Source organism: Bremerella sp. JC817 (genome assembly GCF_040718835.1).
Lineage (GTDB): Bacteria > Planctomycetota > Planctomycetia > Pirellulales > Pirellulaceae > Bremerella.
Map to the genome: position 1 here is coordinate 221,237 of NZ_JBFEFG010000274.1, position 25,720 is coordinate 246,956.

Consider the following 25,720-nt stretch of genomic DNA (forward strand, 5'->3'; position numbering starts at 1 on the left):
TGTGGTCTGCCAAGTGGCTTCGCGAACTAAGCACTAGTCGCCGCGAAGCTTCAGGTTGTACGAGGTCAGCTTCTCGCGAACTTCGTTCAAGCTGGTCACGCCGAAGTTTTTGCACTCCAGCAGTTCGTCACCAGTGCGGCGAACCAATTCGCCGATGGTCGAGATCCCCAAGCGGACCATGCACTTGCGGGCACGAACCGACAGGCTGAGCTCGGCGATTGGACGATCGAGCAAAGCTTGTTCGTCAGGCGAAAGGCCCGAGGTGTCGTACGACACTTCTGGCGCGGCTGCCTTTTCGTTGGACATCTGCCCAAGTTCCAGACCCTTCGAGCGAAGCATGTCGCGAATTTCGATCAGCGAGGTCTCGCCGAAGTTCTTACTGGCCAGCAGTTCCTGTTCGCTGCAGCGGCACAGATCGCCGAGGGTCATGATGCCCATCTTCTGCAAGCAGTTACGGCTACGAACCGACAACTCGAAGTCGGTAACCGGAATGCTGAGAACCTGCGACATGCGGTCGCGTTTCTTCTGCTCTTCTTCGTCGTAGTACATGTCGCCGGACGCCTGAGCGTCCTTCATGAACATACGGGCCCGCTTTTCAGTCGGGTACGAATCGAGCACTCGTTGGTAGCAGTGCGTCGCACGATCGTATTCACCACGATCTTCGTGCAGGATGCCGAGGTTCAGCAAAGCACCAACGTGGGTCGGAAAGACGGCGGCGGCATTCTGATACAACTGCAGAGCCTGAACGTCGTTGCCACGACGATCGTTTTCCAGAGCCAGTCCGAACAACGCACCGGCGTGGCCTGGATCGGCCTCAACGGCACGTTCGTACAGAGCGACGACTTCATCTGGATTGCCACCCATCGAAGCGATCGTGGCACCACGTTGATACAAGTAGTTGGCGGTTGATTCGATAGGGCCGAACATGTTGTCCAGCATCTGCAACGCCTTTTCGGCCTCGCCACGGCTACGCAGGGCTTCGATGATGCCAAGCTGGCAATCATCTTTGTTGTAACCAGCAGTTTGAGCCGACTGGAAGGCTTCGATAGCCTTGTCGTAGTTCTGCATGCAGAAGTAACTGCGGCCCAGGTAGAAGTGAGCCAGGGCACCACCATCGGCAGCCGACAGCGTTTGAACGGCTCCGTTGTAGTTACCCATAATGAATTGGCAGACGCCCAAACGAACGTTCGTCGCCGGCGAGCGTTCTTCCGACTGGCCTTCCAGTTCGGAGACACTGTCGCGAAGCGTCGAATAGGCGTTGTAGTCGCGTCCTACGGTTCGCAGGATCTGACGAATTTCCTCGGGTCCGAAAGAGGAATTCGTAAGAACAACGCTCTTCAGATCGAAATCGATTCCTTGAATCATCAACGGGGCTCCAAACGTTTTCTGTCGACGCCCAAGTGCGAGAGCTCGGGGGAGATATTTTGGGTAATCCGGGTCACACGAGTGCGGACAACCCGCCGGATGTTTTTACTTGGGAAAACACCCCGAAACAGGTCGATTACCTCTTCGCAATCGGGAAACAAGAAGAGCCAGCGACGAGAGTCGAACTCGTAACCCCAGCATTACGAATGCTGTGCTCTGCCAATTGAAGCTACGCTGGCTTGCTCGCAGTCTGCGAATCAAAACGCTCCAAGATACAGAAGCTCTTGGATGGCGTCAACTTACCATAACCCAGCATTTTAGAAAGTGGTCTAGGTTTTGCGGAAGGGGATAACCGGCAACAAAGTTCACACCGCAGCCACTTGCGAATCTGCTTATTTAAAGAGAATCGCGCTCATCTGAAGAGAACCGGCGGCGACGTGCAAGATTTTGGTCGCTCAAGAAAAAATCGAGGGACCGCTGTCGTACCAACCCGCGTTGGAGAAGCTGAATCGTCAGGGGCAAGGCAAACCATCCAGCTTGAGTTCGACAGCGGCCCCACGGGCCAGCTTACCGACTCCTCCGAGGAGCCGATGCCCACACTAGAAGCAAACAGTGATCCAAACGCCAACTATTTTTTAACTTTTGCCACAAGTCGCATGAAAACAGTGACTTACAAGATTGGCCCGAAAGAACCCATCCAAGTTCGCTTGTAGGATTTCGCCTAACGTGACGCACGATGCCACAAAGAAATAATACACCCCCCTGATCGGGCCCCATCTTGACCCATTTTTTCCTGTCATATCGTCTGATATCGAGACCTATTCCCGTAACGCTTTTTACGGAAGTGATTTACGGCGTCGCAAATTGCGCCCATTTTGAGACAAAGGCATAACACCAGCCCCAAATGCCTGAAAAGCATCTCAATATGAAACAGGTTGCAAGCCGCACTTCGCTTTCACGGCTCGGCCCGATAGGATGTCTCTAGGATTTCATGGAAATACCGTGCCTAAAGAGAGTGACGCAGACGTGACGTTCACCGAAACCCGACAAGCGACTGCGACAGAAACGGCGTGGCTCTTCATCAACCGCATCGCTGGAAGCTTTGATAAATCGCAAAGCCACATGCGACTACGTGCGTTGTTGGAAGAACTCGGGATGCTGCCGGTCGAGATCAATTCGCCCGACCAGCTGAAGGCCATGTGGAACGATCCGGCCCAAATTCGGCCCGATGTGATCGTATCGGTGGGGGGTGACGGTACGGCCGCCATGATCGCTGGAGTGACCAGCGGCGAAGTCCCCATCGCCATCTATCCAGCCGGTACCGAGAACGTTCTAGCCAAGTATCTCCAGATTCCGACCGATTTTACCGCGTTCTCGAAGATGCTCTCGAAGCGGTTCGTTCGTCAGATCGACGCCGGGAAGTGTGGTGATCGGACCTTCATGCTGATGGCCTCGGTCGGATTCGAGGCGGAAATCGTCCACCAGGTCCACGCCCGCCGCAACGGCCACCTGACAAAGTTCCATTACGTCCGACCGACCTTCCGGATGTTGGCTCAGTACGAATATCCTCGGATCCAGCTCGATATCGAACTGGCCGACGGAACACGGACCCAGACCGAAGGCTATTGGGCGTTTGCCTTCAATGTGCCTCGCTATGCCCTCGGGTTCGAGGTCGCCCCTAAGGCGACGCCTGATGATGGGCTGCTCGATATCTGTGTTTTCACCCGCAAAGGCTTCTGGTCGACCGGGGCCTATATCACTTCGCTTCTTTCTGGATCGATTAGCGAGCGAAGCGACGTGCAGATCTTCCAGGCACGCTCGGCCGAGATCACCAGCCTCGATGCTCCGATCCCGCTGCAAACCGATGGCGATCCCGCCGGCTTCACCGACGTTCGCCTGGCCGTGCTGCCCAACTACCTTCCGCTGGTCGTGCCGAAACGAAAAGCCCGTTAATACGAATCCCGCCCGGACGGGGGCGGACGTATGGTGGGAATTTTCCGTAAGTCCTGGCAAAATAAGGGAAGAGCGTCCCGCGGATCTGTCTTCAAGAAGAATTAACCCGACAGACCCTGGGAGAATCTCTAGCGGGAAAATAGGATGAACGCTTCCCAATTAGAACGAGATCGATCGTGAGCCCATCGCCAATTACCGAGTTCTCTCTGAATCAGGATGGGCACCTGCTGCTCATTGCCGGCCCATGCGTATTGGAAACGCGGGAGCTGGCCTTTCATATTGCGGAGCAGCTTTGCGACATTGCCAGTCGCCATCCGGTTCAGTTGGTATTCAAAGCCTCCTTCGACAAGGCGAACCGAACCAGCATTCATTCGTACAGAGGATTAGGGCTGGAAGATGGCCTGAAACTCCTCGATGCCGTCCGTTCGGAATTTGGCGTTCCGGTCACCACCGACCTTCACGAATCGTATCAGGCCGCGGCCGTTGGCCAGGTCTGTGATATCCTGCAGATCCCTGCGTTCCTGGCCCGGCAGACCGATCTGCTGGTCGCAGCTGCCGAGACCGGCAAAGCGGTGAACGTGAAGAAGGGCCAGTTTATGGCTCCCTGGGACATGAAGCATGTGGTCGAGAAGCTGAAAGAAGCCGGCGCCAAGCAAACTTTTCTGACCGAGCGTGGCACGTTCTTCGGTTATGGTCGGCTGGTGAACGATATGCGTGCCTTGATCGAAATGCGATCCCTGGGCGTACCTGTCGTGTACGATGCGACCCACAGCGTGCAGGAGCCGGGCGGACTTGGCAGTCAGACCGGTGGCAATCGAGCGATGGTTCCTCCCCTGGCAATGGCGGCGGCTGCCGTCGGCATCGATGGCTTGTTCCTGGAAACGCATCCTGATCCTGATAAATCCCCCAGCGACGGTCCCAACATGGTTCCGTTGTCCGAGTTGGAAACGCTTGTCCAACGTGTTTTGGCCGTTCGCGCGGCGGCCCAAGGTTAAACGAAACAACATGAGCTGCACTCTTCGCCTGACGATCGTTTCGCTTCTGATGCTCTCGCTGCTCGGCTGCGAAAACAAACGGGTCATCCGCCCGGCGAATATCGATAAAACCCAAACCGGCGCGAATACCGACGCCGGCAGCTCGAAACAGTTCGTCGATCAGGCGGTCAATTACCTGGACGGGCTCGATCGCTACGAACCGGTCCGCGTGAAGTCGGAAGTGCTCGAGCAGTTGAATCGCTGGCTCAATGTTCAGAAGTTCGACAAGACCTGGCAGCCTGATCCGATGATCGCCGATCTCCCTTCGGAAGTGCAGGGATTGCCACGTCTGCAAAATCTCGAAACGCGTGACTTCCTGGAGCAGCCCAACGGCTATCCAAATTTCACGATGCGTGGCAGCGAATTCGATTTCTTCGTCGGGACTTATTGGGCCAAGACCATCTCGAATTGGATCCGCGAAACGAAGCTTCCGCCAGAATCGATGCAGAAGTTTCTCGACGCTCAGGAAAACAAGACGCTCGATGAAAGCCAGGTCGCTGACCTTGGCCTGGCGTACTTGCTGTTCGACTGGACCGTTCGCCACATTCAGCCGATCAAACCGACCAAGTACGAAGAAGGCAAGTTCGCCCCTGGCACCAGCCGCGACGTCTGGGAAGCTTTGCAACTCAATGAAGGGGACGCGTTGGAGCGTGCTCGCGTCTTCATTCAGCTTTGCCGACAGCAAGGGCTGGACGCTGTGGTCGTGAAGTTTGGCAAAGACAAAGACGCCGTCACTCAGGTCGTCGGCGTGGCGATCGGCAAGGAACTTTATCTGTTCGATACGGCTTACGGCCTGCCAATTTCCACCGCCGATGGCAGCGGCATCAATACGCTCTCGCGCATCGTCGAGCATCCGGCAGACCTTCAGGCGATGGCGACCAAGAACTACAAATACCCGGTCTCGGCGGACGACTTGAAGAACGTCACGCTGCTGATCGATGCTCCTTCCACTTCGCTCACGCAAGCCGCTTATCTGCTTGAAGGCGTTTTGTCTGGCGACTCGACGATGAAGCTTTACGTCAGCCCTTCGTCGCTCAAAGATCGCCTGGCCGACTTCCAAGGCGTGACCGACGTCCAGTTGTGGATGGTCCCGTTTTTGGCGGAAGAAGCGATGAGCAAGCGACTTTCCGATCCAGACCTTGCGCAACTGTTTAGCGTCGAACGTTGGCTCTACGACACGCCAACACCATTCTCGATGGCTCGAATGCTTCAGTTGATGTGCCGATTCGAAGGCGAATCGCAGCAGCCAGGAGCACGTCGACTATTCCTCGAAGCTCGCATCCTGGAACGCAAGTTCCGCATTTCGACCCCGTCGGAGCAGTTGGAAATCTTGAAGGCTTCCGGCATGGATCTTCCATCCGATCCGAAGTCTCAGCAGGTCTACCTCGACCGGATTCACAAGTCGATGGTCATGTGGCGTGAACTGGCAAGCTTCAACCTGGGTGTGATCTCGCTCGGGGCAGGGCAGAACGAATCGGCGGTCTTCTTCTTCCAGGATGGCACGCTGAAAGAGTTCCCCAACACGCGGCTCAAGTCGGCAGCCTATTACGGAATCGGCCGAGCCTGCGAAGCCCTGGCGATCGAAGAAGATGATCCGGCCATGGCACAGAACGCCTACGACATCTACACCGATGACGACGACGTGCTTTCCCCTTATCGCCGCGGCAACACGTTGCGAGCCGAGCGTCTTCCACTGATCGAAGAAACGGAAGAACCAGCCAAGGAAGACGACAAGGCAGATGCCAAGCCGATGGCAGAACCGGAAGGCGACAAGCCAGAAGCGGAAGAAAAGAAAGCCGAAGCTGAATCGTCTGACGACACTACTCCGGCTCCGATGAAAGAAAAGGACTCGGCCGAAAAGGATTCGGCCGAGAGCTAATCGCGTCGCGGTTTACCAGGCAAACTTCTGCTGCGTGATCCGCTCGTACGCTTCGATGTACTTGGCACGCGTCTTCGTGACGATCTCTTCTGGCAACATTGGTGGCTCGCTGTTCTTATCCCAGCCACTCTGTTCAAGCCAGTCACGGACGAACTGCTTGTCAAAAGATGGCGGGCTGATTCCTTCCGCGTATTCGTCTTGTGGCCAGAAGCGTGAACTGTCCGGCGTCATAACTTCGTCGATCAGGATCACTTCGCCATCGACGACGCCCCACTCGAACTTGGTGTCCGCGATGATGATCCCTTGCTCGATTGCTCGCTCGGCTCCGGCGTTGTAAACGGCCAGGCTCTTCTCGCGAAGCAAGTTCGCCAGGTCGGCCCCGATGATCGCCGACATCTGTTCGAACGAAATGTTCTCGTCATGCCCCGACTCCGCCTTGGTCGCCGGAGTGAAGATCGGTTCGGGCAGCTTCGAGGCCTGATTGAGACCGGCCGGCAACTGAATGCCACAAACGGTCTGCGTTTTTTGATATTCCTTCCACCCCGAACCAACGAGGTATCCTCGAACGACACATTCGATCGGAACCACTTCAGTCTTACGGGCCAGGGTCGAACGGCCATCGAGTTCCGCCAGATCGACATCACCTTCCAGATTCATTTCGCGGACATCGGTCGAAACCAGGTGATTCGGGATGCCGAGCGACTCGAACCAATAGCGGCTCATCTGCGTCAGAACACGTCCCTTATCCGGAATGAGCGACGGCAAGATGTAGTCAAAAGCACTAATCCGGTCCGAGGCCACCAGTAGAACCTGGTTGCCCAAATCGTACACGTCGCGGACTTTGCCCTGTCGGAGGGGATAGTTTAGACCCATATTTTCGCAGATCTTAAAAGAAAGGAAGGCTTAGCTACGGGTGCGATCCCTACCGTTTGCCGGTAGAGTGCAAACCTACCTCGGCATTTTGCCATAGCCGGCAACAGGACAACAGGCCCGGCAACTCGGCTCATCGGCAGAGTTGCTATAGCCCACATACACCACGAGATACAGATTTTCGTGGTTCATCCGGCAATGCTCGACGATTAGAATTGAGCATGCGTGCGATTGCGCGGGGACAGCTACATCGATTGGCCTCCACAGAACCGCCCCAAGTTTCAAGCGAGCCCCGGTTTTGCCCAAACTCACCTTTCATATTCCCGCTGAACTGACTATCTCGGACGATGACTGTCGAATCATCCATGTCGTCGGCTGCGATCGCCTGGTACGTTTCACCGGGGTGAAACGGTCGGAAGACCGAATGGTGCTGGAACTGCTGGAAACGGATGGCGTGAAAGTCAAAGTTCCGTTTCGTGATGCCCAGCGGAACGCCCGCATGCTTTCAACATGTGCGTTACGGGTCGAGAACAAGACACCGTACAACTTGCTGCTCGAACTGGCTCGTGGAACGCTGTTCCGCTTCCGCAATCTGACGAATGCCTGCCTTGATGCGCACCTCGATCTGCTCGATATCACCAAGCGGTTGCTGAAAGACGCCACCGAAAATTTCGCCCAGGCCGCGATCGGCAAAGAGACGCCCGGCGAAGCCAATCCTCGGGCACTCCTCAGTCTCCAGCAATCGCTGCAGGGACTTTCGCAGCTCGAGCATGTCTATGCGATGGCATCGCATCACGCGATTTCCAAGCAGCCGAAAGAACGGGCGTTCCTACGCGGAATCACGCTCAACGAACCACTCTCGGCCGAAGTTCAGCCGCTATTTACCAAAGCTCTGAACACGATAGTGATCGAACCGAACTGGAAAAAGTGCGAACCAGAGATCGGCCACTACGACTGGAAAGATGTCGACCTCACCCTTGATACGATCCGCGAGAAAGGGCATGCCACGGTCCTGGGACCGATGTTCACGCTCGATAAGTTCTCGACACCGGATTGGCTGTATCTGTGGGAAAACGATTTTGAGGAAGTGCTCAGCGCAGTCGAAAAGTACACGGCCGCCCTGGTGCAGCACTATCGGAATCGTGTCGACCTGTGGTACTGCGCGGCAGGCCTGAACGACCACACCGCGTTACCGATGAAAGAAGAGCAGCGTCTGCAATTGATGCTGCACATTGTTCAGTCGATGCGTTCAAGCGGGCTTCGAGCGCCGCTGCTAGTCAGTTTCGCCAGACCTTGGGGCGAATACATGACCACGCGCGATCGCGAACTGGCGCCGATTCATTTCGCGGAAGAACTCGTCCGGGCCCGTGTTGGCATCACGGGGATCGGCCTGGAGTTCAACTTTGGCGAACTCTCGCCGGCGACTTACTATCGCGGGTTCTTCGACGTGGTCGACATTCTCGACTACTGGAGCCTTTTGGGTGTGCCGCTGTTTGTCACCATTTCTGCTCCCAGTTCCTGGCGGCCTGATCCGAACGCGATCTACGATCCCAATCGTCAGGAAGAGCCTTTGGAGCGTATCAGCCGCCGAACCCAACGCGAAATCGTCAGCCATGTTTTGCCGGCTTTGCTGACCCATCCGCAGGTTCAGGGGGTCTTCTGGAGTCAAGTTTCCGATTCGCAGCCACATCGCTTCCCACATGCCGGGCTACTCGACCCACGGGGAAGGCCTAAATCCGCTGTGAACAAAATGACCGATCTGATCCGCACCTACTTCCCTGAAAATATTTAGAAAAGGTTAAGTGCACATGTGTTGCGGCGCCTTTTCTGCCCCTACAATCGGGGAAGACAGTTACCTGCCTATCAACTTTTTGAATTACGATCCGAGGAGATTCGTTCCATGTCGTTTTTGAAGTGGACTGCCACTGTAATGCTGCTGTTCGGTGCGACCGTTGTAACCGTTGGATGTGGCAAGCCAGCCGAACCACCGGTCGAAACTCCTGACGCTCCGGAAGTCACCATGCCTGGCGACGAAAAGCCAGCCGACGAAGCCAAGCCGGAAGAAAAGCCAGCTGAAGAACCAGCTGCCGAAGAAAAACCGGCTGAATAAGCCACTCGCCAGGATCTGTCTTCGTACAGCCATCCACGACCAAGCACAGGCACCCGAGGGAAACCTTGGGTGCTTTTTTTGTGCGCCCATGACCTGCCAGAATAACTCTTCCCTAACTTGATTCCTTTTGCCTAACTGTTCAAACTAAAGCTGCTTACCTATTTAACCAATCGATAAGAGCCTAGCGGCTGAGCCCTTCCTCGTTGCGTCTCGTCTCTTGTCCCGAGACCCCAAGCAGCCCACCGCCGGAGTTTAACCATCATGATGCTTTCTCGTGCTTTGTTCGCCTTCCTTGTGACAACCTCACTGCTTATCGGCCCCGGCGCTTATTACGTCTCGGCTGCCGAGGATGCCCCGAAAGATCAACCTACGGAAGCCAAGCGAGAAGAAAAGAAAGACGAAAAGTCGTCGTCGAAAGACCACGACAAAAAGAAAGAACATCGCGACAAGCACGACCACGATAAGAAAGATGGCGATCCCAAGAAGAAGCCATCGAAGGAACAAGACAAGCCGAAGAACAAACCGAAACAAGACAAAGAGTCGAAGAAGGATGCCAAGTCCGACGAACCCAAAAAGGACGACTCCCAAAAGGACGACTCCCAAAAGGACGACTCCAAAAAGGACGACTCCAAAAAGGACGACTCCAAAAAGGACGAACCCAAAAAGGACGAACCCAAAAAGGACGAACCCAAAAAGGACGAACCCAAAAAGGACGAACCCAAAAAGGAAATGAAACCGGAGGCAAAGTCCGAGCCGAAGAAGGACGCCGACAAGAAAGAAGAGGGCAAGCCCCAGGGTGAACCGACGCCTGCAAAGACTCCGGAGCCCAAAGCCGAGATGAAACCGGAAGCTGCTCCGGATAAGCCTGCGGACAAGAAGCCTGAAGAAAAGAAACCAGAGCCCAAACCGGAAGTAAGTCCACTGCCCAAGCCGGCTCCGAAACCAGATCCGCGCAAAATGGCGATCACCGAGCTGAGCAACGTCGACGCAGACTTCGCTTTCCAGGGCGAATACTACGGCAAGATTCATCTGCCCGGTGGTACCTCGGAGTCAGCCGGTCTGCAGATCATTGCCCGAGGCGATGGCAACTTCGTTGGACGCCAACTCCGTGGCGGTCTGCCAGGCAATGGCTGGTATAACGATCAGAAGATCGACCTGACCGGCAAACGGGCAGGGGATGTGCTCATTCTAACCCAGGGTGATTATCAGGTTGTCGTCACGAATCAGAAGGCAACCATCGTGAATTCGGCCGGCGACACGCTCGGCGTGCTGACCAAGGTTCAGCGTCGCAGCGAACTGCTGGGCCTCAAGCCAAGTTCCAGCGCCGTCGTCCTGTTCGATGGCAACTCGGTCGAGCAGTTCGTCAACGCCAAGATCAACGACAAGGGCGAACTACAGATCGGCACCGAAACGAAGAACCCGGTCCAGGACTTCCGCATGCACCTGGAATTCCGGTTGCCTTACATGCCGTTTGCCACCGGCCAGGGTCGAGCCAACAGCGGGCTGTACATTCAAGGACGTTACGAAGTGCAGATCCTTGACTCGTTCGGCCTGCCAGGCGAGTTCAACGAATGTGGTTCGCTCTATCGCACCAAGAGCCCAGACATCAACATGTGCTTCCCACCACTTTCGTGGCAGACGTACGATGTCTACTTCACGGCGGCTCGCTTCGATAGCGAAGGAAACAAGATCATTCCGGCCCGCATCACCGTGCAGCACAACGGGATCCTGGTTCAGGACAACTACTTGATTCCCAACAAGACCGGTGCGGGCAAACCAGAGGGCCCAGAACCGCAGACGATCAAGCTGCAAGACCATGGAAACCCAGTCGTGTTCCGCAACATCTGGATCGAGTATCTGGGTGGTCCCGTCGTCAGCTCGACGCCAGAAGCGGAAACACTGCCGACACCCGCCAAGAAGTAATTAGCGGGTCGCGAATCTTTTAAGAAGCGGCACGCATCTAGTCGTGCCGCTGAATGGCGACCATGCACATGTCGTCGTACTGCGGGCTGCCGGCCATGAACTCGCGACAGCCATCGATGATCGCGCGACTGCAGATCTCGACGTCATCGCAGTTTTCAGAGATACAGCCGAGCATCCGTTCCATACCGAACTGATCTCCCTGCGAGTTCATCGCTTCGTTGATCCCGTCGGTATAGATGAACAGCATGTCGCCCGGCTCCAGCGTGAACTGGGCGATGTCGTATTCCATATCTTCCATGATCCCCAGCGGCAAGCCGATCTCTTCTTCGGCCAGCATGGTGCATTTGCCGTCTGGCTTGCGGAGGATTGGTGGATTGTGCCCGGCGTTGATCAGCGTGACCAGGTTCTTCTCCGGATGCAGGATCGCAATGGCCAGCGTCACGAACTTGTCGGCCGGCGTTGCCGCCGTGAAGTTGTTGTTCAGGTGATAGGCGGCTTTCTGCGGATCGGCCATCGAAGCGAGACAGTAGCGAGCTTCCGCGGAAAGCTTGGCCATCATCAGCGAAGCCGCGATCCCATGCCCGACGACGTCGCCGACCAGGATCGCCGTTCCACCATCCGGCAACGGGATATAGTCGTAGTAATCCCCACCAACCGAGTTGGCTGCCAGGTAATAGTGGTAGAACTGGTACCGGTCGAGCTTCGGTTCTTCCGACGGCAGGAAGCCGATCTGAACCTGATTGGCGGCGTGCAGATCTCGCTGGAAAGCAATCTGACGAATCGCCGCGTCGTGCAACTGGGCACGTTCGATCGCGGCGGCGGCCTGCATGCCAACACTAACGGCAACTTCCAGGTCTTCTTTCTGAAATCGCTTTCGCTGATCGAGCGTATCGATCTGAATGACGCCGAGCACTTCGTCGTCGGCATTCACCAGCGGGGCACACATGATCGAGCGAATCTTGAAGTCGGTGATCGACTGGCTCATCTCGAAGCGAGAGTCCGCGGCGGCGTCGGCCGACAAGATTGCTTCGCGGGTCTGCATTACATGCTTGACGATCGTTCGGCTGATCCGAATTTCTTCTTCGTCCGCTTCCCGTCGAGCCTTCGTCCAGCGAGGGACCATATTGCCCGATTCATCTCGCAGGATGATGAAACCGCGGTCAGCCTGCAGAAAGATCCGGAACAAGCCATCCAGCACCTTCGGCAAGACCTCGTCCAGCGAGAGCGTCCCGGTCAGCCCACGCGTGATTTCCAGCAACGCGTTCAGCTTCGCTTCTGGGCTGGCCGTCAGATGAATGGCACCGGTCTGCGAGCTAACCTCGAATTTCGACATGATGGTCGAGGTCGCCCCGTCGTCGTCGATCATCACGGCCCCGAAGGCACCAGGGCCATCGGCGCGGATGCCAACCGTGTCTTTGGGGGTCGGCTTGTAGCCTTCTTGCTTGTACTCGAACGAGACATCGCAAACGCGAATCGTATCGCCGTGGGTCAATCGATGAGGCTTGGAAAGCTGCTCGTCGTTGACGTAGGTTCCGTTACGACTTCCCAGGTCTTCTACCTGATAGCCGTCGTTCCCCTTGATGATTTTGGCGTGATAACGACTGACCGCGCCGACCTCGACAACGATGTCGCAATCGGGATGACGACCGAGCGTGAATTCCTCTCCGACGAGGAAAATTTTCTTGCCAGAATCTGGGCCATTCAGTGCCACCAAGTAGCTGGACATGCCTTGCGCTGATCTCCCGCCGAAGACGCTGAATCCAACCGAGTTGGATCACCATCTCGGAAAACGTCGAAGAAAACGGTCTTTACGGCCGAAAAGGTAGAAAACATCGATTCGAGTGCAGGGAGTAGTCTACCAATTTCAGCAAACGTCTACTATAGTTCGATGACTGAATCCCTTGACGGCAAGCGACTTAGGCCATACCTTTAATCGCTGCAAAATTATTGGGGAATAGTGTAACGGTAGCACGACAGATTCTGACTCTGTTAGTCTAGGTTCAAATCCTAGTTCCCCAGCTTTTTGGTGGCTCGCATGATTGCGAGCCTTTTTTTCGCGCGGAATTGATTTCCACCGATTCCTCCACCTCTCTCTTCGGCGTGCTTCGATGGAGCCAACATCTTCAAGAGGCCCCCATGAGGCCCCCGATTCGCATCGCAATCAGCCTCATCCGATCGCGTTCTTGCGGCTATTTTTGTACTGCCTGGTTGTGGCGATCTTTGGTGCCTGGGTGATCAGCTATTGGACGACCAAGGTTACCACACCTTCGCTGAACCCGGATGCCCAGCCTCGAACCGTCACCCCACGGGGTGACCTGGCTGAAGACGAGAAGGCGACGATTGACCTGTTCCAGAAGTCGGCCGATTCGGTCGTCTTTATTACCACCTCGCAGCAGGTTCGCCGGTATGGCAGTGCCAAGATCTCGGAAATGGCAACCGGGCAGGGGAGTGGTTTCGTCTGGGATCACGAGGGGCATATCATCACCAACTATCACGTGGTGAAGTCGATCGCCAACGGTTCTGGGCTCGCGCGGGTCACTTTCGCCGATGCTTCCAGCTACGTAGCATCGATCGTCGGGTCCTCGCCGGAACATGATCTGGCCGTGTTGGAAGTCACCGATTTTCAGGGAGGAGCCTTCCAGCCAATTGAAGTCGGTCAATCGGCCGATCTGCAAGTTGGACAGAAGGTTTTCGCGATTGGCAATCCCTTTGGTTTCGACCATACCCTGACCACCGGGGTGATCAGCGGACTGGGACGATCGATCGAAGGGGAAGATGGCCGGCAAATTGACGACCTGATTCAGACCGACGCCGCGATCAATCCCGGTAACAGCGGTGGTCCATTGCTCGATAGCGGCGGGCGTTTGATCGGGGTGAACTCGGCAATCTACAGCCCCAGCGGTGCCTACGCCGGCATCGGCTTTGCCATTCCAGTCGACACTGTGAATTCCGTTGTGACGGAACTCATTCGTCATGGCGAAATCAAACGTCCATACCTGGGCGTGCAGATCGCTCCCCCGACGATCAATGCCCGGTTGAATATCAAAGGGGCTCTCGTGGCGGAAGTGATCCCAGGCAGTCCAGCCGAAGCGGCGGGCATTCAGCCCACCATCATCGCTCAGCAAAACCAGATTGTGCTGGGTGACTTGATCGTGCGAATCGACGAGACGCCGATTCAAACGCACGGCGACATCGTCAAAGAGTTGTTCAAGCACCAAGTCGGTGATGTGTTGAGGGTGAAAGTGGTTCGCGGTCTCTACACCGAGAAGCAACGTGAAGTCGATTTGAACGTCGCCCTCAAAGAATCGATCTAGTTTTCTCCTCTATCCCGGCAAAGCGACCTCATGAAAGTCTGCCTGTTCGACATCGATGGAACCCTGGTCACCACCGGGATGGCAGGCAAAGATGCGCTGATCGACGCGTTTTTACATGTGGCCGAACTGACGCAGATGGAAAACGTTCTGACAGTCAGTGGAAAGACCGATCGCGGCATCTTTGCCGAGTTGTTTCAGCTTCACGCCAAAACGATGACCGAAGAAGCCTGGCGAACGTTCATCGAGCGTTACCTGAATGGCCTGGAGGCCAATTTGCCGAAGCGCGAAGGGATGGTCCTGGAAGGGGTCACCGCTCTGCTGGCTCGACTTTCGCAGCGCGATGACGTGCTGCTTGGTCTGCTGACCGGGAATGTGGAACGTGGTGCGGCACTCAAGCTGACTCACTACGGAATCCATGAGTACTTTGCCTTCGGCGGGTTTGGAGATCATCATCCAGATCGCGACGACGTGGCTCGGGCCGCGCTCGCTGCCGCTGAGCAGTACCATGGTTCGCCATTCGCTCCGAGCGATGTCTTTGTCATTGGCGATACCCCCAACGATGTGAAGTGTGCCAGGGCGATCGGAGCCCAGGCCGTGGCGGTCGCGACGGGCGTCTTTTCTATTGCCCAGCTAGAAGCTGCCAATCCCGATCTTCTGCTCGCCAATCTCGGCGATTTGGATGCTGTCGAAGCGTTCATGTTCGGCGGCTAAATACCCCCACTAAATAACTACGAAACACAGCTCATTCTTGCTGAGCATTGCGGGACTGCGCACTTTGCATGGATCTTCCCCCTTTTCCGCACAACAAGGGTAGCCATTCTCACAAACTGCCGATAGAATTCACGTCTCCGAAAGAAATCTTCCATTTTCTTATTTTCTTTCTACTCGCAAGGCGATTTTCGGATGAAAAACACTCGAGGTTTCACGCTGGTGGAACTGCTGGTGGTCATTGCGATCATTGGCGTTCTGATTGCACTTCTGTTGCCCGCCGTACAACAGGCTCGTGAAGCAGCCCGTCGTATGCAGTGCACCAATAACGAAAAGCAGATCGGTCTCGCTCTGCACAACTATCACGACACCTTCAACAGCTTGCCTCCGGGCTGGCTTTATCGTGGTGGTGATGGTCGCGCCAACTATGGCTGGGCTACGAACCTGCTGCCATTTATCGAGCAGAACGCCCTCTACGATGCCCTCGATCCCGGCAGCACACCGTTGTACAGCCGTTACACCAGCAGTGCGACCGCGACCGACAAGCAGTTGCTGCAGACCAAGATTGATGGTTATCGCTGCCCAAGCGATATCACGGGCGACTTGAACGACAAGATCAAGTTCGGTTCGACCCGTCACTTCGACATCGCCACCTCGAACTACGTCTGCAACGAAGGCACGCTGCCTTTGGTGAAAGCGGATGAAGGGGACGGCGTGTTCTATGGCAACAGCTTCAACGGCCTCCGAGACATTGTCGATGGAACGAGCAACACGATCATGATCGCCGAACGTGACGGTGGTAACTCGACCGTTGCTGGCAAGAACTACGGTGCAGCCGTCTGGGCGGGCGTGGGTGCCAACAACAGCATTGGCCAGGAACACGTGGCCCGAACTGGTTTCCGCGCAAGCTTTCAGGTTAACTTCGACTACGCCGCAGCCGGTGGCCCGGAAAACATGGGTAAGCAGATGTCGAGCCTGCATCCTGGCGGTTTGAACATCCTGATGTGTGATGGCTCGGTTCGCTTCCTTTCTGAAACGACCGACCGCAATCGTGTGATCATCCCGATGGCACGTCGTGCGGACGGGGTTGTCTTCTCGCTGCCATAAGCGAAGAGACCTACGCATTCAAACGGTGGAGGCATCATCGCTCGCTTGATGCCTCCACCGTTTCTATTCTTGTTGGATTCCCGCCAGTTCTTCACTTCCATCGGTGGTTCTATGCGCTGCTCTCATCTTTTTTCGATTTATCACGCTTCGATGTTCTTGCTGTTGACTGTAGCTTTCGTTGGCTGCAGTGCCGGCCAGAGTGGTATCGTCACCGGCACGATCACGGTTGATGGCAAACCGGTTGATGGCCTTCAGGTCGAGTTCGTTCCAAAGAACGATGGAACGGCAACTGCCATCGGTTTCACCACCAACGGCGGCCAATACGAACTGATGTATGGCCGCGGCAAGAAGTTGATTCCGGCCGGCGAGTATCTCGTGACGGTCGGTGTCTTTCGCGAGTCTGGCTCGCAGGTCGATCGTGACCTGAAGCTCGGTAAGAACTACACTTCGCTCGAAGAAACCGAGCTGAAAGCGACCGTCACCGGCGGTAACAATCCGATCGATTTCGCCTTGAAAACCAAGTAAGTCGATCGATGTAATCTCGCCAGCCGCGGCATCTGAGCGCTCGCGGCTGGTTGCGTCTGCGTGCGAATTGCCGAGAATTGAACGCTTTGATGTCATTCTCTTCGCACATGTTCTTTTGAAGCAGACGCCATGACCACTTCGCGACCTCGCTCGAACCCTCGCATCTCGAAACTGCGTCGGAAACTGAAGCAATGCGGGGCCGATGCGCTGCTGGTCACCAATTTCAAGAACGTGACCTACCTGAGCGGATTCACTGGCGATGACAGCTATTTGCTGGTCACGTCAAAGGAAGTGATCCTGTTCAGCGATCCGCGGTTCTCCGTTCAGATCGAAGCCGAATGTCCTGACCTGGAAATGGACATCCGCGAACCAGGCACCTCGATCTTGTCGCGGGTTGGCAAAGCGGTCGCGCGAACCAAGATCGGGCGATTGGGCATCGAAAGCGGCTCGATGTCGGTGCAGCTTTATCAGCAAGTGCGTAAGAAGCTCGCCACGATGGAAGTCAAACCGCTCGACGGCCTGGTCGAGGAACTACGCGAGATCAAAGACAAAACCGAGATCGCTCAGATTCGCGAAGCAGTCTCGTTGGCGGAAAAGGCATTCGCCGTGATAAGGGCCGCTCTGCGCGGCGATAAGGTCGAAAAAGAGCTCGAAGCCCAGCTTACCTACGAAATCCAACGCAACGGCGGCCGAGGCACCAGTTTCCCTCCGATTGTTGGCGTCGGCGAACGATCTGCGCTACCGCATGTGGCACCCACCATGAAACGGATCGAAGAAGGCGCCTTCGTGCTGATCGACTGGGGGGCGGACTACCAAATGTACAAAAGCGATCTGACACGGGTCCTGTTTTACGGCAAAGTCCCGGCCAAGATGCGCAAGATGTACGAGGTCTGCTTGAAAGCCCAACTCGCCGCGATCAAGGCGATTAAGCCAGGCGTGGCGATGTCGGCGGTTGATCATGCCGCCCGCAGTATCATTGCCGAAGCAGGGTGGGGGAAGCAGTTCCGACACGGGCTGGGGCATGGCATCGGCCTCGATATTCACGAAGCACCACGCCTGGCGGGCAGCGTCGATCGCCCGCTGGAACCGGGCATGATTGTGACCGTCGAACCAGGGATCTACTTCCCCGGCTTCGGTGGCGTGCGGATCGAAGATGACATCCTGGTCACCAACGATGGGCACGAAGTGCTAACCAGCGTCCCGAAGTCGTTTGACGAAGCCCAAGTCCGCATTTAAGGCCGAGAAAAAATTGGGGCCGAAACGGGGCGATTTTTGGCAAAATTCGGCCTGGATCGGGGCCTATTCCAACATCCCGCAGCGTCCAGCGGCAGGCTGCCTTACCCATCTGGACGAAACCTACCTTTATCCCTTACGCTGTAAAGCTTTGCCCAAAAAACAATTCGACCATATTCCCCTAGCGGATGACCCCGTGGGAGAGAACTGAATGTCCGATTCCAAATCGACGCCTAGTAATGTTTTCAACGTCGAGACGGTTCGCGCGCTCGTCGAAATGATGAAGCAGCATGACCTGAGCGAACTCGATCTTCGCGAAGGGGATCAGAAGATCTCGCTGAAGCGGGGCGGCCAAGCCCCCATCTATGCCGCACCGGCACCGATGGCAGCTCCGATGCACGCCGCCCCAATGGCTGCCCCTGTTGCCGCTCCGGCAGCCGGTGGCGAAGCTGCTCCAGCCGCTGCCGCCGACGCCAACCTGGTCCCCATCAAGAGCCCCATGGTTGGCACGTTCTATGCCAAGCCGAAAGCAGACGCCGATCCTTACGTTCGCGTAGGCGATCACGTCTCGGAAGACACCACCGTTTGTATCGTCGAAGCGATGAAGACCTTCAACGAACTGAAAGCGGAAGTCACTGGTAAGATCGTGAAGGTCCTGGTCAAGAACGAAGACCCGGTCGAATACGGCCAGCCGATGTTCCTGGTCGATCCTAAAGGTTAATTCTCTACCCATCCGGCCTCGCACCCTTGGGGCGAGGAACATGACCTCATGTACAACCGAATTCTGATCGCCAATCGCGGCGAGATCGCTCTTCGCATCATCCGCGCTTGCAAAGAACTGGGTATCGAAACGGTCTGCATCTATAGCGAAGCCGACCGCGACGCCGAATACTTGAAGCTGGCCGACGAAGCTTATTGCGTCGGCCCTGCCAAGAGTGCTCAAAGTTACCTCAAAATCGATCGTGTCATCAGCGCGGCCGAGATTGGTAACGTCGAAGCGATTCACCCAGGCTACGGCTTCCTCGCCGAAAACGCCGAGTTCAACGACATCTGCCGCAGCTGCAACATCGACTTCATCGGGCCAACGCCCGAAGCGATGGCCAAACTGGGCGATAAGAACACCGCCCGCAGCATGGCTCGCGAAGCCAACGTGCCGGTTGTTCCTGGCTCGGACGGCTTGATCGAAGACGAAGACGAAGCACTGCGGATCGCGCACGAGATCGGCTTCCCGGTTCTGATCAAAGCAACCGCTGGTGGTGGTGGTCGCGGCATGCGTGTCGCCGCCAACGACCTGGTGCTGAAGAACGCTTTGAATCAGGCCCAGACCGAAGCGGCCGCCGCTTTCGGCAATGCTGGCGTGTACATCGAAAAGTACGTCGAGCATCCACGTCACGTCGAAGTCCAGGTGATCGCCGACCATTACGGCAACGCGGTTCACTTGTACGAGCGTGAATGTAGCACGCAGCGTCGTCACCAGAAGCTGATCGAAGAAAGCCCGGCACCGAATCTTTCGGAAGCAACCCGCCAGGAAATCTGTGCGGCCGCCGTGCGAATGATCAAGGCAGCCGACTACCAGAACGCCGGTACGGTCGAGTTCATCGTCGACAAGGACGAGAACTTCTACTTCATCGAAGTGAACGCCCGTATCCAGGTCGAGCATTGCGTCACCGAAATGGTGACCGGCATCGACCTGATCCAGGCCCAAATTCGCGTCGCTTCCGGCGAACCGCTACCCTGGAAGCAGGAAGACATCAAGATTCAGGGTGCCGCGATCGAATGCCGAATCAATGCTGAAGATGCCGATAAGAACTTCATGCCATGCCCCGGTAAGATCACCCAGTTGATCGTCCCTGGCGGCCCTGGCGTTCGCTTCGATTCGCATGCTTACACCGGCTATACGGTGCCCCCGCATTACGACTCGATGATTGGCAAGCTGTTGGTTCATCGTGCGACTCGCACGGATGCCATCCGATGCATGCTGCGTGCGTTGGACGAGCTGCGAACCGATGGCGTCATCACAACGGCCAACTTCCACAAGAAGGTGCTGAACCACTCGGCCTTCGCGGAAGGCAAGATTGACACCACCTTCGTTGAACGAACCTGGTTCTCGTAGTCGTCCGCCGCGATCTGGCCACGTTGCTGCCAACAAATCGAAAAGGCTGGCCCTGAAATTCAGGGCCAGCCTTTTTTCATGGCTGCTACCGATCGAAGTGGGAAGCTATGAAGGAGGTTCGTCACCCTCTTCGGAACCTTCCTTCGCCAACGTCGCAGGCTCGCCCTCGGGCTTTCCCCAGCCCAGCAAGTCGGTCATCACATTCCAGCGAGCCCTACGATTCTTCGTCGATTGTCCTTCGATCCAGTGCGCATATAAAGAGTCGATCGTCCCGTCGTTCTTCTTCAGCTCGATCCATCGACTCACCACATCTTGCAGCCGCTTCGCTTCCAGCGGCATCGGGTAGCCGACGCTTACTTTCAGGTGAGCATCGTCCGGCACCACGACGCTGTAACTGGGATACAGCAGCGTCCAGGCACTACCCGCCTCGGCACTCATTACCAGCGCGTCGTAGTTATCGGGCTTCTCGAAGAACTCTTGCGGCGAATCGATCAACACCACCTCCGCCTCGGGCGCGGTGTTCTGAATCCAAGCCCCAAAATAAGGCCGTTCGAGCACCGCGATTCGTAGCCGATCGATGCTTCGCAAATTCGTGAACCGCGAGAACTCGTGCTTCCGATGGTCTGGCACAATGAACGATAGATTGAGATCGAGATACGCTTCCGAGAACAACATCTTCTCGACACGCCGCGTGGTGGCAAACAACCCGCCGATCAACATATCGTAGCGACGTTCCCCGTTGAGCCCTTCGGCCATCTGTCCCTTGTCGTACGGATGATATTCGACCGATACTCCCAGCTCGTCTGCCAGGGCCTGGGTCATTTCAACATCGAAACCGACTAACTGGTCTTCGCGATTGAAAAAACTGAACGGCATGCCGCCGGGATCGTAGCCGACGTGCAAGACACCCCGCTCGCGAATCGACTGCAGCACCGATGTATCGGCCGGAATGTCGAGCGGTTCTGGGATGTCGCGACTGACCTTGCCGTTCAGTTCGGTCTGGATCGACTGCATGCTGGCGATGACCTGGTCTTTAGAGTACGCCTGATCGACGGTCGTTTGCAGAATGCCTCGCGTCGCCCCCACACAGGCAATCAAAACGACCACCGTCACACCGGCGAACATGGTCAATCGCCTCGGCCGGAATTGCAGCCAACCCGCATTGCCGGCGGCGGTCAGTAACGAAACGCCTGCCAGATGCATCACCGCCAACATCGTCGCCAGTCGGCCGATGTAGACCAGCGTCACCACATGCAATTGAAACATATCGGTCGGGATTCGTAGTTGTTGCAGCACAAACGGGAGACCAATCTCGACACTTCCAAAGAAGCTGAAGAAGCCCAGCAGGCAGAGCTTCGGGTAGTCAGCCAGTTCGACCGGATTGCCAGTAAACCAACCAGCAAACGGAATGAACAGCAGCAACAGCACCACGCCCAAGTTCGGAAACGTAAACGCGATCGGCAAGCAGACATCGACGACCGACTCCGCTCGACCACGGCTTAGCTCTTCTTGTTCCTGAAACAGATGTTTGCAGTTCTCGGCCAGCATCGCCAACACCACCAACAGGTTGCCGGTGGTGAAGCCGGTAACCAGCGGATCACGTGTGGCACGCAGAACATCGCGATAACGAAACGGCGTGAGCGAAGCGACCAGCATCGGCACCAACCAAAAGGTCAGCAGTGCCGCTCCAACCGAGTAAGCGATCAAGTAAACCTGAAGCCGGCTGAGGTCTTCCAGCGTCATCGTTCCGGCGGCACTCGCTGCCAACGCGAAGACACCTATCGGAGTCAACCGAACGACAAAGCCGGTAATCCGTCCCAAGGCATCTGCCAGACTATCGAGGATCGTCAGCAGTTGCTTCTTCTGCGGCACGCCGATCAAGGCGACGCCCAAGGCAATCCCGAACACGACTACGCCCGGGATGACCGCATCCGAGAGGCTACGGAATGGATTGGCCGGGATGTAAAGCTCGACGAAGTCGACCGGTTGGTTCGGTGTGACCAGATTCGCACTGAAGAAATTGGCTGACTGAATCATCGGGAAGGTGAGTGGCAGCAGCAACACCAACACAATTCCCAACATCCACAGCAGAAACGAAAACCCAGCCAGACGAACTCCCAGCAGCTTCGCTTCCTCAAAGCTGAGCCGACCGAAGCCAAGTGGTAGGCTCACGATGAAATAGGGCAGGACCGCCATCTGCAGAAGACGGATGAAGCCAGTCCCTATTGGATTTAAGATCTCGGCTCGCTCGCCGATGAATATGCCGGTGCAGATCCCCAGGCCAAGGCCTATCAAGATCCACGCCGTCAGACTGAGTCGCATCATAGCTCAGTTTTCAACCTTTCCTGATGGGTGTTCACATACAGACATCAGGCCGCCGCGCTTCCCATCACGCAAAGACCATCCCGTGGTTGCAAGCAAGCCATTCGCAACATCTATGCCGCCATGCCGGGCGAGGGGAGGGCGATGCGCGAAAGCGTATAGCTGAACGAGACTTAGAAGGATCTCGCCTGGGTGGTCAAAGATTAACCGTCTCGAAATCAAGCACGCGACGCTAAGAAAGTGTGCGGGACGAAGACAAACTGATAGGTCCTAGGTCGCTAATATGCCCGTTAGAGAATATTGAGGCACTCCAGCGAGCTGAATACGGAATATCTGCGATCTCGGTCGCCTAAGTTTTGCCGTCCCCCCCCAATACGACGCGTCGTCTTCACCAATATTTGTCTCCGCCAAAAGTAGTAGTTCACAAAACCCATTCGACCGGAATTCCCGACAATTCACGCCGTGAAATTTGTGAAATCTGCTACGTGATTCATGCAAATTGCACCACTTTCGTGGAAAACCGTATCCCATATTGGAGAGTTAATTGGCCGTAAACTCGGAGTAGAAAAATGGATTTCTATGAGCATTGGCGACCCTTATTAGCGTCTGGTTTTCTCATCCTTTTCACAGTTGCAGCAGAGGTTATTGAACCTGGAAATGCCTTTTTGGGGGGCTTTTACGTCTTTGCGATTCTCGTCGCGGGGCTAACTCGTTCGCACCTTTGCATGCTTTCAGTAATAACCATCAGTGTTCTAACGACGATCGCTATGGGCGTCGCGAGCGATCCCGCTCTTTCATTCTGGGAGGAACGTCTCGTCAGCCTGGTCTGGATAGCCATGGCAGTCCCATTTAGTCATGTTCTTTGCGAGGCTGGGCAACCAGGATCATCCGATCTGAGCCACCAGCAAGCGTCTAAGGACATCGAGCGTGATGCCCGGAAACTGGCGCACCGCTTCAGCAATATCTTCCAGATTACGCTTGGGAGTGCCTTCATGGTCCAGGAAGAGCTGGACGCCAACAGCCCTCTGAGGCCAGACATTCAAGCGATCATAGAGAGCGCCCGAGATGGCGCAAACCTGGCCGATCAGCTTCGCAAACTTGGTCGCACGAAAAGTGCGATAACGGACACCTACTGCGAAGAGATGCCACTTCCCGTGACGATCGCCGAACCACCTCATTAGTTGAACGAACACACTACCCAATAGTCCACTTAGGAGAATATCGCCGCAAGACGCGGGCAAGAGGCGGGTGAACCTTTCACGCACCTTCTCTTTTAAAAGAAATATTCTGTGAAGATCTTCCATAGAACCGAAGGATTTGAAGATGATGACAGAAAAACGAACCGCGTTAGTCGTCGATGATGAATTACCTGTCCGTGCATTGCTCGTTCGCGCGCTGAGTGAAGTCGGATTTCAATGCGTCGAATCAGCCGATGGAGAAGACGCTTGGGAGCAACACCAGCGAGCTCCATTTGATGTGGTTGTAACCGACCTGAAGATGCCCAAGATGAATGGGCATAAATTGTGTGTCGAGCTCCTTGGAGCAAGCACGCGTCCTATCGTTACTGTGCTGACAGCCGTTCGTCACGAACGATTGAATCAAGATCTTCAGCAACGCGGCGTCGATCTGATCCGCCATAAACCAATCAATTTCCGGACTTTGGCCCGTGAGCTTCGCAGTTTGGCCGACGAGCAATCGTCCCGCCGCACCTCGTTGCCGGACGCGGACTCCGGCGATTCCAGCGGCGAGACTCGCTCTTCTGCGTCAAAACCTCGTCAGGCCAAACATAATGTCGGGCTGCTTCTACACCAGACGCAAATGGCCGAAGAACTGGCCGCCGATATCAGCGACGAATCGACCGCTTGTTTCGCCACTTCCAGCTCGGAACAACTGTGCCACGTTCTCGATCGCCAACGGATCGATCTGCTGCTGATCGAAAACAACCTCGGCGGCTTCATGACCGGACTCGAAATTGTCGAACGATTGAACCAACAGTTGATTCGGCCGAAGATAGTTTTGCTAAGCGACCTGGACGACAAAACCGTCCAGCAAGCGGATGAAATCGGAGTGGAGATTGTTGCCCCGGTAAACACCGATCGAACAGAGTTGATCGCTGAAGTTCGCCGCATCCTTCGGGATACTACGGAGCAAGATGCTTTCATTCCTCCCTTGGCGCGACATCTGGTGAAAGACTTCGGCGCAATTCCACCATTGCCCCAACTGGTAGTCAAGTTGGCCGGTTACCTCGCAATGCCGATCAACGAAATCCCACTCAACGAGCTGGCAGACGACATTGCAACTGATTCGCAGGCCACGACTGATTTGCTGCATATAACCAACTGTGGCCGATCCATGTTCGAGCAAACCACCAGCATCCTGCAAGCTGTCAATTTGCAAGGGGCCCAGAATACGATATCGCAGGTGATGTCGATGGCAACGATGCGTGCTCAATCGAAGGTTCTGAATCAATGGAACGAAGCGTATCGGCAGTGGTATCAGAAGCGAAGTGTGATCGTGGCGGCGGCAGGGTCGGTATTTGCCGATAAGTTCGAGCACTGTTCCCCTGACACGGCCTACATCCTGGGGCTTGTCCAGGACGTGGGGTGCCTGGTCATGGCGAACAAGTTCGGAAGCCGGTACGACAGGATTGTTAAACGCGTTCAAGAGGTGGGCCGATGCCAATTGCATCAATTAGAATTGGAAAGCTTCTCGATCCATCACGCGCATGTTTCCGCAGCACTGCTGCAAAAATGGAACCTTCCTCAGTCACTCGTGCGAACGGTGGTTGCCCATCATGATGTCGATGGCGAAGACCATCTAACCAAGTCGGATGCCAGCTACTTAAGGGTGATACGCCTGGCCGAAGCGTTCGCCAACTCGATGGAAATGCCGCATCCTTACCGCAACTTCCAGTTATCGCAGTTCCTGAGCCGCTATACCGACTTCAGTCACGATGAACGGATGGCGATCTGCGGCGAGGCGTTACAACGGGCACGCCATTTGTGCGAAGTCTTCGAATTTCCGGTCCCCGACGAATTGGAGTTGGAGGACATTCTGCAGCGGTCGACCGTCCCGATCTAAATGGGCGTCTTTCTCCATCGCCGATCTCACCAAATCCAGATCGGCGATGGCCCTGAGCCCCCAGACAGCGACACGCTTTCGGCTAGTTTTCCCAGGCAAGCCATTCCGGCCTTTGCCCGGAATGAGCTAAGCAATCCTGCACTCCATTAGCAGCGAAGTATCGCCCAGGATCTTTCCGCAATA

The 25,720-nt window shown here is 55.8% G+C and carries 19 protein-coding genes and 2 tRNA genes; 16 read left to right on the plus strand and 5 right to left on the minus strand.

From position 1 onward, the window contains the following. Positions 1–33: 33 nt before the first annotated feature. Together AB1L30_RS15030 and AB1L30_RS15035 are read right to left on the minus strand one after the other, a co-directional pair. Entirely contained in the window at positions 34–1,365 is a 1,332-nt protein-coding gene (locus tag AB1L30_RS15030) for a DNA-directed RNA polymerase subunit alpha C-terminal domain-containing protein (RefSeq protein ID WP_345086081.1), read from the minus strand. Positions 1,366–1,530: 165 nt separating this feature from the next. Then, a tRNA-Thr gene (locus tag AB1L30_RS15035) sits at positions 1,531–1,604 on the minus strand. A gap of 763 nt (positions 1,605–2,367) precedes the next feature. On the opposite strand from AB1L30_RS15035, the gene AB1L30_RS15040 reads away from it, so the two are divergent. From AB1L30_RS15040 to AB1L30_RS15050, 3 genes are all read left to right on the plus strand, one after another. Continuing rightward, positions 2,368–3,318: a diacylglycerol kinase family protein gene (locus AB1L30_RS15040; protein WP_367014251.1), complete on the plus strand. Its 951-nt coding sequence runs from the start codon at positions 2,368–2,370 to the stop codon at positions 3,316–3,318. 176 nt (positions 3,319–3,494) lie between these two features. Then, positions 3,495–4,313, plus strand: coding sequence for a 3-deoxy-8-phosphooctulonate synthase (gene kdsA / locus AB1L30_RS15045; RefSeq protein WP_367014252.1), 819 nt, complete (start codon positions 3,495–3,497; stop codon positions 4,311–4,313). A gap of 10 nt (positions 4,314–4,323) precedes the next feature. Then, entirely contained in the window at positions 4,324–6,231 is a 1,908-nt protein-coding gene (locus AB1L30_RS15050) for a hypothetical protein (protein ID WP_367014253.1), read from the plus strand. A 12-nt stretch (positions 6,232–6,243) separates the two neighbouring features. On the opposite strand, the gene AB1L30_RS15055 is transcribed toward AB1L30_RS15050, so the two are convergent. Next, positions 6,244–7,104 (minus strand): phosphoribosylaminoimidazolesuccinocarboxamide synthase, encoded by an 861-nt coding sequence (locus AB1L30_RS15055; protein WP_367014254.1) that lies wholly within the window; start codon positions 7,102–7,104, stop codon positions 6,244–6,246. 295 nt (positions 7,105–7,399) lie between these two features. Here AB1L30_RS15055 and AB1L30_RS15060 point away from each other — a divergent pair, with 295 nt between their 5' ends. From AB1L30_RS15060 to AB1L30_RS15070, 3 genes are all read left to right on the plus strand, one after another. Continuing rightward, positions 7,400–8,893 carry a hypothetical protein gene (locus tag AB1L30_RS15060; RefSeq protein ID WP_367014255.1) on the plus strand — a complete coding sequence of 498 codons (1,494 nt, stop codon included), beginning with the start codon at positions 7,400–7,402 and terminating at the stop codon, positions 8,891–8,893. A 108-nt stretch (positions 8,894–9,001) separates the two neighbouring features. Further along, positions 9,002–9,211, plus strand: a complete 210-nt coding sequence (locus AB1L30_RS15065) for a hypothetical protein (protein ID WP_345086093.1) — start codon at positions 9,002–9,004, stop codon at positions 9,209–9,211. Between the two features lie 261 nt (positions 9,212–9,472). Then, positions 9,473–11,134: a family 16 glycoside hydrolase gene (locus AB1L30_RS15070; protein ID WP_367014256.1), complete on the plus strand. Its 1,662-nt coding sequence runs from the start codon at positions 9,473–9,475 to the stop codon at positions 11,132–11,134. A 37-nt stretch (positions 11,135–11,171) separates the two neighbouring features. Here the strand turns inward: AB1L30_RS15070 and AB1L30_RS15075 are convergent, their stop codons facing one another. Continuing rightward, a complete protein-coding gene (locus AB1L30_RS15075) occupies positions 11,172–12,860 on the minus strand; it encodes a SpoIIE family protein phosphatase (RefSeq protein ID WP_345086097.1) in 1,689 nt (562 codons plus the stop codon). 222 nt (positions 12,861–13,082) lie between these two features. On the opposite strand from AB1L30_RS15075, the gene AB1L30_RS15080 reads away from it, so the two are divergent. The 8 genes from AB1L30_RS15080 (at position 13,083) to accC (ending at position 20,134) form a co-directional block, all read left to right on the plus strand. After that, positions 13,083–13,153 (plus strand) — tRNA-Gln (locus tag AB1L30_RS15080). A gap of 164 nt (positions 13,154–13,317) precedes the next feature. Then, complete coding sequence (locus AB1L30_RS15085; RefSeq protein WP_367014257.1) at positions 13,318–14,448, plus strand: trypsin-like peptidase domain-containing protein; 1,131 nt, start codon at positions 13,318–13,320, stop codon at positions 14,446–14,448. A 30-nt stretch (positions 14,449–14,478) separates the two neighbouring features. Next, positions 14,479–15,159, plus strand: a complete 681-nt coding sequence (locus AB1L30_RS15090; RefSeq protein ID WP_367014258.1) for an HAD family hydrolase — start codon at positions 14,479–14,481, stop codon at positions 15,157–15,159. A 192-nt stretch (positions 15,160–15,351) separates the two neighbouring features. Beyond that, positions 15,352–16,263, plus strand: coding sequence for a DUF1559 domain-containing protein (locus tag AB1L30_RS15095; RefSeq protein WP_367014259.1), 912 nt, complete (start codon positions 15,352–15,354; stop codon positions 16,261–16,263). A gap of 162 nt (positions 16,264–16,425) precedes the next feature. Further along, a complete protein-coding gene (locus AB1L30_RS15100; RefSeq protein WP_367014260.1) occupies positions 16,426–16,788 on the plus strand; it encodes a hypothetical protein in 363 nt (120 codons plus the stop codon). Positions 16,789–16,917: 129 nt separating this feature from the next. Further along, complete coding sequence (locus AB1L30_RS15105) at positions 16,918–18,024, plus strand: Xaa-Pro peptidase family protein (RefSeq protein ID WP_367014261.1); 1,107 nt, start codon at positions 16,918–16,920, stop codon at positions 18,022–18,024. Positions 18,025–18,232: 208 nt separating this feature from the next. Further along, complete coding sequence (gene accB / locus AB1L30_RS15110) at positions 18,233–18,742, plus strand: acetyl-CoA carboxylase biotin carboxyl carrier protein (RefSeq protein ID WP_367014262.1); 510 nt, start codon at positions 18,233–18,235, stop codon at positions 18,740–18,742. Between the two features lie 48 nt (positions 18,743–18,790). After that, positions 18,791–20,134: an acetyl-CoA carboxylase biotin carboxylase subunit gene (accC, locus tag AB1L30_RS15115; RefSeq protein WP_367014263.1), complete on the plus strand. Its 1,344-nt coding sequence runs from the start codon at positions 18,791–18,793 to the stop codon at positions 20,132–20,134. Between the two features lie 105 nt (positions 20,135–20,239). On the opposite strand, the gene AB1L30_RS15120 is transcribed toward accC, so the two are convergent. Beyond that, entirely contained in the window at positions 20,240–22,459 is a 2,220-nt protein-coding gene (locus AB1L30_RS15120; protein ID WP_367014264.1) for a cation:dicarboxylase symporter family transporter, read from the minus strand. Between the two features lie 566 nt (positions 22,460–23,025). Between AB1L30_RS15120 and AB1L30_RS15125 the strand changes: the two genes are divergently transcribed. Together AB1L30_RS15125 and AB1L30_RS15130 are read left to right on the plus strand one after the other, a co-directional pair. Next, on the plus strand, positions 23,026–23,637 hold the full coding sequence (locus AB1L30_RS15125) for a hypothetical protein (RefSeq protein WP_367014265.1): 612 nt from the start codon (positions 23,026–23,028) through the stop codon (positions 23,635–23,637). A 142-nt stretch (positions 23,638–23,779) separates the two neighbouring features. Next, a complete protein-coding gene (locus tag AB1L30_RS15130; protein ID WP_367014266.1) occupies positions 23,780–25,537 on the plus strand; it encodes an HDOD domain-containing protein in 1,758 nt (585 codons plus the stop codon). The last annotated feature ends 183 nt before the right edge of the window (positions 25,538–25,720 follow it).

Excerpts from the sequence above, each read along its gene's own strand:
- AB1L30_RS15030 (WP_345086081.1), bottom strand. The coding sequence starts at position 1,365 with ATGATTCAAGGAATCGATTTCGATCTGAAGAGCGTTGTTCTTACGAAT.
- AB1L30_RS15050 (WP_367014253.1), top strand. The coding sequence starts at position 4,324 with ATGAGCTGCACTCTTCGCCTGACGATCGTTTCGCTTCTGATGCTCTCG.
- AB1L30_RS15055 (WP_367014254.1), bottom strand. The coding sequence starts at position 7,104 with ATGGGTCTAAACTATCCCCTCCGACAGGGCAAAGTCCGCGACGTGTAC.
- AB1L30_RS15065 (WP_345086093.1), top strand. The coding sequence starts at position 9,002 with ATGTCGTTTTTGAAGTGGACTGCCACTGTAATGCTGCTGTTCGGTGCG.
- AB1L30_RS15070 (WP_367014256.1), top strand. The coding sequence starts at position 9,473 with ATGATGCTTTCTCGTGCTTTGTTCGCCTTCCTTGTGACAACCTCACTG.
- AB1L30_RS15075 (WP_345086097.1), bottom strand. The coding sequence starts at position 12,860 with ATGTCCAGCTACTTGGTGGCACTGAATGGCCCAGATTCTGGCAAGAAA.
- AB1L30_RS15090 (WP_367014258.1), top strand. The coding sequence starts at position 14,479 with ATGAAAGTCTGCCTGTTCGACATCGATGGAACCCTGGTCACCACCGGG.
- AB1L30_RS15095 (WP_367014259.1), top strand. The coding sequence starts at position 15,352 with ATGAAAAACACTCGAGGTTTCACGCTGGTGGAACTGCTGGTGGTCATT.
- AB1L30_RS15105 (WP_367014261.1), top strand. The coding sequence starts at position 16,918 with ATGACCACTTCGCGACCTCGCTCGAACCCTCGCATCTCGAAACTGCGT.
- accB (WP_367014262.1), top strand. The coding sequence starts at position 18,233 with ATGTCCGATTCCAAATCGACGCCTAGTAATGTTTTCAACGTCGAGACG.
- accC (WP_367014263.1), top strand. The coding sequence starts at position 18,791 with ATGTACAACCGAATTCTGATCGCCAATCGCGGCGAGATCGCTCTTCGC.
- AB1L30_RS15120 (WP_367014264.1), bottom strand. The coding sequence starts at position 22,459 with ATGATGCGACTCAGTCTGACGGCGTGGATCTTGATAGGCCTTGGCCTG.
- AB1L30_RS15125 (WP_367014265.1), top strand. The coding sequence starts at position 23,026 with ATGGATTTCTATGAGCATTGGCGACCCTTATTAGCGTCTGGTTTTCTC.
- AB1L30_RS15130 (WP_367014266.1), top strand. The coding sequence starts at position 23,780 with ATGATGACAGAAAAACGAACCGCGTTAGTCGTCGATGATGAATTACCT.